Here is a 9,141-nt window from a genome sequence, read left to right as displayed (position 1 = left end):
GTGGCAACGACGTCGACGACGCCATCCGCTCCAACTGCGCGCGCTGCTCATCGGTGACCGGCATCGCCGCGGCAGTCATAACAGGCATACTACAAACTACCGCATTATTTAACAGACGGAGCACTAGTCGCGCAAGCTTGCCGGTCGGTCGCCAGTCGTTCCGCGCGCAGGTGGTGCTCCACGGTCCCTATATCCATGCGGTTCTGCGCTTCGCTGTCGGCGTACCGCGGCACGTCGTTGTCGGCGTACAGCGGCGCGCCCGTGTTGTTCCAGTTCCTGGATGTGTTTGTCGCAGCCGCACAGCTGGTCCCTCGTTTGGTGGGTGGCTTCTGTTACGCGCCCAGCTTCAATGCACACGGCGCAAGGAACGAGGATGGAACTGCGGTTGAGTGGTGTGCTCGGTGTTTGGCCAGCCGTTAGACCGCCACGCGGTCCGCCGTGACTGTCGCTTCGCGTGCTCCGTGGCATAAGTCGCAGTATTGGGCGAAGGCACACAGTGGTGAGGTTGTTCATGATGCACCTCGACTCTTGATCCGGCGCCAGACCGGGCGGTTGAGGCCATCGTTTCACCGAGCACGCGCGCGGACACGAGTACTTCACTACTCGACCACTACTCGACTTGTTCGCGCCACCAACCGGGCCCGGGCCTCTGCTGCACCCGGGTTTGTGCCTGTCCACCGGCGGTGTGCCGTGGCCAGCCTCACCCAGACCGACCACAAGCCGCCGCCGTTTCCAGCTTCGCGGATATCGTCCCGAACGCGGTAACCTCATTCTCGACGCGTTGTATACAGCGCAGCCGAAGAGGAGATACCGCCCATGGCCGGCCCCAGCGACGAAGCCGAAGTGACGCGCGCCGACCGCTTTATCAAGACGGCGGTCGAGATACTCGGCGAAACCGGACGCACCGACTTCACGGTGCAGGAGGTCGTCGCACGCTCGAAGACCTCACTGCGGGCTTTCTACCAACATTTCTCCGGCAAGGACGAATTGCTGCTCGCGCTTTTCGACAGGACTATCGCGCAGTCGGTGCAAATCTGGCGCGCCGAGACCACCGGATTGGACAGCACCGCCGCACTGAAATTTCTGATCGACCGCATCAGCCAACAACCGGAATCAACCACCCAAGACAGCCTCAATCGTGCATTAACTCTGTACAACCAGCATTTGGCCGAGACCCGTCCTCGCGAATATGCGCGAGTGCTGTCCCCCCTGCATCAACTGATTCGCGACATCGTGGGGCAGGGCATCACCGAGGGCGTGTTTAACCCCGGACTGGATGTGGGTGCGGCGGCCGCCATCGTGATGCAGACGGTGATGGGCGCGCAACGATTGCATTGGCTGGGCACGGAATTGAACGGAACGCCGGTCGACGACGGCCAGCTGTATGAATTCTGCAGCCGCGCCCTCGGCATCCGCGATACCGACGACGAGGCTGCCGCACCCTCGCTGGCCGAATTGTTCGCTCTGATCGGGATGCGTCCTGGTACCCGCAATGGCGAGTTCGCGATGACAATGCCGGTCAGCCCTCAGGTAATCAACACCTCCGGCGCGCTTCAGGGCGGCTTGATCGCCACGCTGGTCGACGTCGCAGGTGGACAGTTCGGGCTGAATTACCTGCAGCCGGGCACCACCATGACGACCGCCGACCTGTTCGTCCGCTACCTGCGGCCGATCCGGCAGGGCTCTGCATTCGCGGTGCCCCGGATGCTGCGGTCCGGCCGGCGGGCGATGGTCATGCAGGTCGACATCTACGGCGACGGCGAGGACGAACTCCTGGCGACGGCGACCGTGAACTTCGCGGTGATCCACGGAACGACACCAAAGCTGCCCAGCTGGCCGGAGGCATAGGCAACAGGCCCCGGTACACCTTGTTGCGCAGAAGTGGTAACGTCATTACCACATACCGAGAATTCAGACTTTCCAGAGGAGATCGCCATGCCCTCTCGCGAGCTTTCCTTCCCCGTGTTCGACGCCGACAACCACATGTACGAACCGCAGGAAGCGCTCACCAAGTTCCTGCCCGACAAGCGCAAGAACGTGATCGACTACGTGCAGGTCCGTGGTCGCACCAAGATCGTGGTCCGGGGCCACATCAGCGAGTACATTCCCAACCCGACCTTTGAGGTGGTGGCCCGCCCGGGCGCCCAAGAGGACTACTTCCGCAACGGCGCACAGGGCAAGAGCTACCGCGAGATCCTGGGCGAGCCGATGAAGGCCATCCCCGCTTTTCGGGAGCCGGGCGCGCGGCTCGAGGTCATGGACGAGCTCGGCATCGACTACGCGCTGATGTTCCCGACACTGGCCAGCCTGGTTGAAGAGCGGATGAAGGACGACCCGGAGATGACCCACGACGTCATCCATGCGCTCAACGAGTGGATGTACGAGCAATGGTCGTTCAACTACAAGGAGCGCATCTTCGCCACCCCGGTGATCACCCTGCCCATCGTCGACCGCGCGCTTGAAGAGCTCGATTGGTGCCTCGAGCGCGGCGCACGCACCGTGCTGGTCCGCCCGGCGCCAGTGCCCGGCTTCCGCGGCAGCCGGTCGTTCGGACTCGAGGAGTTCGACCCGTTCTGGCAGGCCTGCGTCGAGGCCGAGATCCCGGTCTCGATGCACGCCTCCGACAGCGGCTACTCGGAGCTGCTCAACATCTGGGAGCCCGGCGACGAATTCCTGCCGTTCAAGCCGACCGCCTTCCGGAGCCTGGCGATGGGCCATCGGCCTGTCGAAGACGCATTCGGCGCCCTGATTTGTCACGGCGCGCTGTCGCGCAACCCTGACCTGCGGATCCTGTCCATCGAAAACGGCGCCGACTGGGTGCCGAACCTGTTCAAGGGCCTCAAGGGCGTCTACAAGAAGATGCCGCAGGCGTTCAGCGAGGACCCGATCGAGGCGTTCAAGCGGTGCGTGTACATCACCCCGTTCTGGGAGGACCGGTTCAGCGAGATCGTCAAGATGGTGGGCACCGACCGGGTGCTGTTCGGGTCAGACTGGCCGCACCCTGAGGGCCTGAAGGACCCCATCACCTTCGTCGACGAGCTGACCGACTTCGATGAAGAGGACGTCGCCAAGATCATGGGCGGCAACTTGATGAAGCTGATGAAGGTCTCGAAGCCTGTTTCAGCCTGATCCCCGTTGGGGAGCCGCCAATTGCGGCGATAACTGCTACGCCCCTCACAGGCGCCGTGCCAGCCCCGGCCGCGGCGTGAGCTCGGCGACGCGCCCGCAAACTGCTGCGAGTGGCATCTGAGCCCGGATTGATAATCTGGAAGCTGCGCTTCGGCGAAGTCGCAGCGCAGTTGTGTCGTTTGTGAACGAGGTCCGTAGTGGGGTCCGTGCAAAAGTCCTAGGAGGGACGGCCAAATGGCGGCCGAAATCGACTGGGACGAAACGGTGGGCAAAGCCGAAGACGTCCGGCGCATCTTCGAGAACGTCCCCGCGTCGATAGTGGGCCTGGAGGGGCCCGACCACCGGTTCATCGCGGTCAACGCCGCCTATCGTTCGTTCAATTCGACGTTCAACGCTGTAGGGCTCACCGCACGCGAAGTCTTTCCCGAGCTGGAGAGCCAGCAGATTTACCACATGTTCGACCGGGTGTACGAAACCGGTGAGCCACAAACCGGAGCAGAGTGGCGGCTACAGGTTGACGCCGACGGTTCGGGACTGCAGGAGCGATACTTCGACTTCGTCGTGACGCCGCGTCGCCGCACGGACGGGTCGATCGAGGGGGTCCAGCTCGTCTTCGACGACGTGACGAACCGGGTGCAAGCACGGCTGGCCGCCGAGGCGCGCGTCGAAGAGCTGTCCGAGCGGTACCGCAACGCCCGGGATTCCGCGACCGTTATGCAACAGGCGTTGCTGGCCCCGTCTGTGCCCGTCGTTCCCGGCGTCGACATTGCGGCGGAGTACCTCGTGGCCGCGGAGGACACCGCGGCCGGCGGCGACTGGTTCGATGCAATGGCCCTCGGGGATCGATTGGTGCTCGTCGTCGGCGACGTCGTCGGCCATGGTGTCGAAGCCGCGGCGGTGATGTCGCAATTGCGGACCGCGGTGCGCATGCAGATCGCGGCGGGGCACACCATCGTCGAAGCGCTCGAGGCGGTTGACCACTTTCGCGAACACGTACCCGGATCGAAGTCGGCCACGTTGTGCGTCGGCTCGCTCAACTTCGCGACGGGTGAATTCCTTTACTGCACCGCCGGACACCCGCCGCCGCTGCTGGTGACCGCCGACGCGAGCTCGCGGTATGTGGAACCATCCGGCGCGGGTCCGCTCGGAAGCGGCGTCGGTTTCCCGGTGCGCACCGAAATGCTCAGCGTGGGCGACTCGATCCTGCTCTACACCGACGGCCTGATCGAGCGCCCGGGCCGTCCGCTGGGTGCCAGCACCGCGGAATTCGCCGATCTGGCGGCGAATATCGCCAGCGGTGCCAGCGGCTTCGTCATCGACTCCCCGACGCGATCCATCGACCGCATCTGTTCCGAGACACTCGAATTGCTGCTCCGGTCGACCGGTTATAACGACGACGTCACTCTGCTTGCGGCACAACGGCGTACACCACCGCCTCCGCTGCACATGACGCTGGATGCGACACTTCACGCCGCACGCAAGGTCCGCGCCGGGCTTCGTGAATGGTTGGCAGAGATCGGCGCCGACGCCTCCGACATCTCCGAAGTCGTACACGCGATGTCCGAGTTCGTCGAGAACGCGGTCGAACATGGTTACAGCACCGAGGTTTCCGACGGTGTTGTCGTCGAGGCATCGCTGGGCGGGGATGGCAACCTGCGCGCCTCGGTGACCGACCGCGGCCAGTGGAAGGACTACCGGGAAGGCGAGCAGGGCCGCGGACGCGGACTCGCGATGGCCGAAGCCCTGGTGTCCCATTCGCGCGTGACGTCTGGACCCGATGGCACCACTGCGACGCTGACACATCGTCTGTCGCGACCCGCCAACTTCGTCACCGCCACAGTGGTCAGCCGCTCAACTTATCAACGAGCAATCGACTGCGAATTCGTCTCGATGGTCGGCTCGGGAGAACTGGCCGGCCGTATCGTCGTCAGCGGTGATATCGATGCAAACACTGCGCCTACCCTGGAACGCCAGATCGCAGTCGAAAGCCGCTCTGGCATAGCACCTTTGACGATCGATCTCAGCGCAGTCACCCACCTCGGGTCGGCGGGAGTCAGCGCCCTGGCCGCCGCCCGCGACCGGGCGCGGAGTCAGGGCAGCGACTGTGTACTGGTTGCTCCGCCCGGGAGCCCCGCGCACCACGTCTTGTCGCTGGTCCAGATACCCTTCGTCAGCGAGGCCGGCGAGGCGAGCGACGAGGCCAGCGGCGACGCCGAAAACATCTTCGCCGAAGAATAGCGTCAGCCCGCCCGGCCGTGCCGCACCTGATTGAACGGCACCCCCCGGTCGGCGGCGTACTCCCGTGGGAAGTTCAGGACCCGTTCGCCGATGACGTTGCGGGCCATCTCGGTCGTGCCGCCGCCGATAGCGATCGACTGCCGCGCCAGGTATCGCAGCCCGGTCTGCAGGCCCTCGCCGTACTCCCCGACAACGCCTGCCGCTCCCGCGATCGCCATCGCTGTGTCCATTTCCAGCATCACGGTGTCGGCGTGAAACAGCCTGATCAGCGTCCCGGCGGCCGGCGGCAGTATGCCGTCCCTGACATTGCGGTACACATGATCGATCAGCTGTTCGGCGACCACGCGGTGCGTCAGTGCGCGACCGGCCATCTGGCGCACGCGCTCGCTGTCGGCCTGCCCGGTCTTCGCCGCCAGGTCGGCGTAGTCGACCGGCGTGGTGTGACCGCCCTCGCTGCCGGAGCCGCTGGCGAATTCCGAGCCCTGCCCGACCGCCCGGCGCTCGTGGTACAGCTGCCGCGACGCCACCGCCCAGCCGCCATCGACCTCGCCGACCACGGCGTCGTCGTCTACGTCGACCCCGTCCAGAAACTCCTCGCAGAACTCGGAGCCACCGTTCACCTGCGTGATGCGCCGCAATGTGATTCCCGGATGGGCGATGGGCACCAGAAACATGGTCAGGCCATCATGTTTGGGCACATCCCAATTGGTGCGGGCCAGACACAATCCGTAGTCGGCGGCGAACGCGCTGGTGCTCCATGTCTTGGCGCCGTTGATCACCCACCGGTCGCCCTGCCGGTCGGCCCGAGTGATCACACCGGCCAGATCCGATCCGCCGCTGGGTTCGGACAACAGTTGCACCTGCACCTCGTCGCCCCGCAGGGCGGCCGCGATGTGCTGATTTTTCTGGCCTTCACTGCCCGTGTCGAGCAGTGTGGCGCAGCAGATGGCGAACGTCGGCACGTTGAGGATCAGCGGCATCTCGTAGTTGAGGGATTCCTCGTCGAACGCCTTCTGATATTCGTAGTCCAGGCCCAGTCCGCCATACTCGCGGGGAAAACAGATTCCCGCGAATCCGCCTTCATACAGCCGCTTTTGCAGTTCTCGGGCTCGTTGCCACGGGCCTTGCTCGTCGCGTGGGGCGGCTGGCGGCGACTCGGGATCGATGGCAGGCATGTTGTCCGCCAGCCACGTTCGGGCTCGGGCGGCGAACTCGGCAACCGATTCGGTCATGCGCCTCGGCTGGCTTTCTCCGCCTCGAAGACCCGCAGGTTGTGTTCCTCCGGGGTGCCAAACATGGAGCGGTACAACGTAACCCGCCTCAGGTACAGGTGCAGGTCGTGTTCCCAAGTGACGCCGATGCCACCGTGCATCTGCACGCAAGCCTGAATAATCTGGCCCGCCATCTCACCCACATAGGACTTGGCGATGCTGGCCGACAGGTCCGCTCCCGCCGAGCGGTCGGCGACGTCGGAGACCGCCGCGGCCGTCGTCGCGCGGCAGGCTTCCAGCCACATCTTCATATCGGCGAACCGGTGTTTGAGCGCTTGGTAGGACGCCAGGGGCCGGCCGAATGTGTACCGGTCGAGCGCCCACTGGACAGTGAAGTCGAATACCGTTTGCAGGATGCCGACCACCTCGGCGCACTGCAGCACCTGCGCGATCTGGCTCTGCCGGTCGATCAGCGCGGCGGTCTCGGCGGGGGTGCCGACAGCCGCGGACGGCTCCACAAGCACACCGTCGAAGTGCACCCGCGCATAGTGCTTGACCAGATCGATTGACTGCTGTGCTACGACCCGGACGCCGGCCGCGTCCGTCGGAACCAGGAACTGGCGTACCTCGTCACCGCATCGCGTCACCACCAGTAGCACACCACTCTGAGCGCCCGCCTCGACACGGTCTTTGATGCCGTCGATGCGGTAGCCGGAGTCGGTGGGGGTGGCGGTCACCGACGGCTCGTACGGCGCCCAGCCGCGGCCCGGCTCGGAAACCGCCCACGACGCCACCGTTTCACCCGACATCAGCGATTCGATGATCTCGGAGTGCGCTTGCGAGTCGCTGCAGTCGACCAGTCCCGCCAGGACGACGCTGACCGGATACAGGGGTCCGGGTGCCACCGTCTTGCCGAGCTGTTCGGCGACCATGGCCAGATCCGCAATACCGCTTTCCGAAACGCTGCCGCCGCCCAACTCTTCCGGAACGAGCAGACTCGTCCACCCGAGTTCAGCGGCCCTCCGCCACCACGCCGGGTCGAAGGACGCACCCGCGGCGTGCAACTCCCGGACATGGCGCAGTGGCGCCTCTTTGTGCAGAAAAGCTTGAGTGGTTGAGGCGAAGAGTATCTTTTCGGGAGAGTCGACAGCGGTCATGGTGCCGGGGGGTTCTTCCTTAACATGGGTTCACCGCTGCGGAGCAAGCAAGGGGGATAGTTCGGGTGAATTATCATTCGCCTGATCGGTCTTCGTCGGAGTTGGCTGGCGACTCCGATGGTAGCAATGGCCGATACCGTAAGTGATACCGGAGCTCAATCGATAATGACGCCTAAATCCAAAGCCGAAGCGATGGCGTTGGTCGCAGAAGCGGAAGCAGAGGCCGCCGAAGCCGAAGCACTGGCGGCTGCCGCGCGTACCCGAGCCCGCGCCGCCCGGCTGCGACGTGAGGCGCTAGCCCTGGACGAGACTGTCGCGGGTGCCAATGAGCCGGCGCGCCGCCGGTCGCGGATGCCGTCGGCCTCGACGCTTGCCAAACCGGTCGCGATCATTCTCATCCTCGGCTTCACCGCGGCCAGCGGATACATGGTCTGGAAAAGCCATGAGGCCACCCGGCAACGGCAGCGCACCGCGGCGTTCGTCACCGGGGCCAGGCAGGGCGTCATCAACCTGACCTCGCTGGACTTCAACAGAGCCAAGGAAGACGTCCAGCGGGTGATCGACAGCTCCACAGGCGAATTCAAGGACCAGTTCCAACAGCGGGCTGCCGATTTCACGAGGGTGGTGCAGGAGTCAAAAGCAATCACCGAAGGAACCGTGAACGGCGCGGCAGTCGAATCCATGGACGAGCATTCCGCGAAGGTATTGGTATGCGCGACATCACGCGTCACCAATAAGCCAGATGCCAAGGACGAGCCACGGATGTGGCGGCTCAAAGTCACCATGGCCGACGACGGCGGACAGTACAAGATGTCGAAAGTCGAGTTCGTGCCGTGACGGATGCGCGCGACAGCGAAACCGACTCGGCTGCAAACAAAGCCGCAAGTGAACCGCGACGCGCCCCACGCCGCAGTTTTTTCGGTGTGAAGCTCGTTCCCGCCATTCTGGTCCTGCTCACGCTGATCTCTGGTGGCCTGACGACGTCGCTGTACTTCACGCAGTATCGGCCCAACCAACAAACCGACACCGGCGTCGCCGCGACGGTGGTCAGGTCCGCATCCGACGGCACGGTCGCTTTGCTGTCCTACTCACCCGAGTCGCTCGACAAGGATTTCGCCACCGCCAGGTCACGCTTGTCGGGAGATTTCCTGTCCTATTACAACGACTTCACCCAGCGGATCGTGGCTCCGGCGGCTAAACAGAAGTCGCTGAAAACCACCGCCCGTGTGGTGGCCGCCGCGCTGTCTGAGCTGCGGCCCAATTCGGCCGTCGTTTTGCTTTACGTCGACCAGACGACCACAAGCAAAGACAGCCCCGATCCGGCGATATCGACCAGCAGTGTGCTGGTGGGAATGGCTCGTGTCAACGGCAATTGGCTGATCGTCAAGTTCGACCCCGTCTAGATC

The 9,141-nt window shown here is 64.3% G+C and carries 7 protein-coding genes; 5 read left to right on the top strand and 2 right to left on the bottom strand.

Annotated elements, in window-relative coordinates; all coding sequences use genetic code 11:
• Window positions 1-816: 816 nt before the first annotated feature.
• The 3 genes from ACLP9N_RS07190 (at window position 817) to ACLP9N_RS07180 (ending at window position 5,367) form a co-directional block, all read left to right on the top strand.
• Window positions 817-1,848: a hotdog fold thioesterase gene (locus ACLP9N_RS07190; RefSeq protein ID WP_442406740.1), complete on the top strand. Its 1,032-nt coding sequence runs from the start codon at window positions 817-819 to the stop codon at window positions 1,846-1,848.
• An 87-nt stretch (window positions 1,849-1,935) separates the two neighbouring features.
• Window positions 1,936-3,129: an amidohydrolase family protein gene (locus ACLP9N_RS07185; RefSeq protein ID WP_442406739.1), complete on the top strand. Its 1,194-nt coding sequence runs from the start codon at window positions 1,936-1,938 to the stop codon at window positions 3,127-3,129.
• A 234-nt stretch (window positions 3,130-3,363) separates the two neighbouring features.
• On the top strand, window positions 3,364-5,367 hold the full coding sequence (locus ACLP9N_RS07180) for a SpoIIE family protein phosphatase (RefSeq protein ID WP_442406738.1): 2,004 nt from the start codon (window positions 3,364-3,366) through the stop codon (window positions 5,365-5,367).
• A 2-nt stretch (window positions 5,368-5,369) separates the two neighbouring features.
• On the opposite strand, the gene ACLP9N_RS07175 is transcribed toward ACLP9N_RS07180, so the two are convergent.
• Complete coding sequence (locus ACLP9N_RS07175; RefSeq protein ID WP_442406737.1) at window positions 5,370-6,599, bottom strand: acyl-CoA dehydrogenase family protein; 1,230 nt, start codon at window positions 6,597-6,599, stop codon at window positions 5,370-5,372.
• Entirely contained in the window at window positions 6,596-7,735 is a 1,140-nt protein-coding gene (locus ACLP9N_RS07170; protein ID WP_442406736.1) for an acyl-CoA dehydrogenase family protein, read from the bottom strand. The genes ACLP9N_RS07175 and ACLP9N_RS07170 overlap by 4 nt, the downstream gene beginning before the upstream one ends.
• A 165-nt stretch (window positions 7,736-7,900) precedes the next feature.
• Here ACLP9N_RS07170 and ACLP9N_RS07165 point away from each other — a divergent pair, with 165 nt between their 5' ends.
• Window positions 7,901-8,572 (top strand): hypothetical protein, encoded by a 672-nt coding sequence (locus tag ACLP9N_RS07165; RefSeq protein WP_442406735.1) that lies wholly within the window; start codon window positions 7,901-7,903, stop codon window positions 8,570-8,572.
• Complete coding sequence (locus ACLP9N_RS07160) at window positions 8,569-9,138, top strand: hypothetical protein (RefSeq protein WP_442406734.1); 570 nt, start codon at window positions 8,569-8,571, stop codon at window positions 9,136-9,138. Before ACLP9N_RS07165 ends, ACLP9N_RS07160 begins: the two co-directional genes overlap by 4 nt.
• Window positions 9,139-9,141: the final 3 nt, after the last annotated feature.

The sequence above is a fragment of the Mycobacterium sp. genome (assembly GCF_052144515.1).
Taxonomy (GTDB): domain Bacteria; phylum Actinomycetota; class Actinomycetes; order Mycobacteriales; family Mycobacteriaceae; genus Mycobacterium.
The sequence above is the reverse complement of the archived record's forward strand: the minus strand, read 5'-3'. Positions and strand labels throughout refer to the sequence as shown.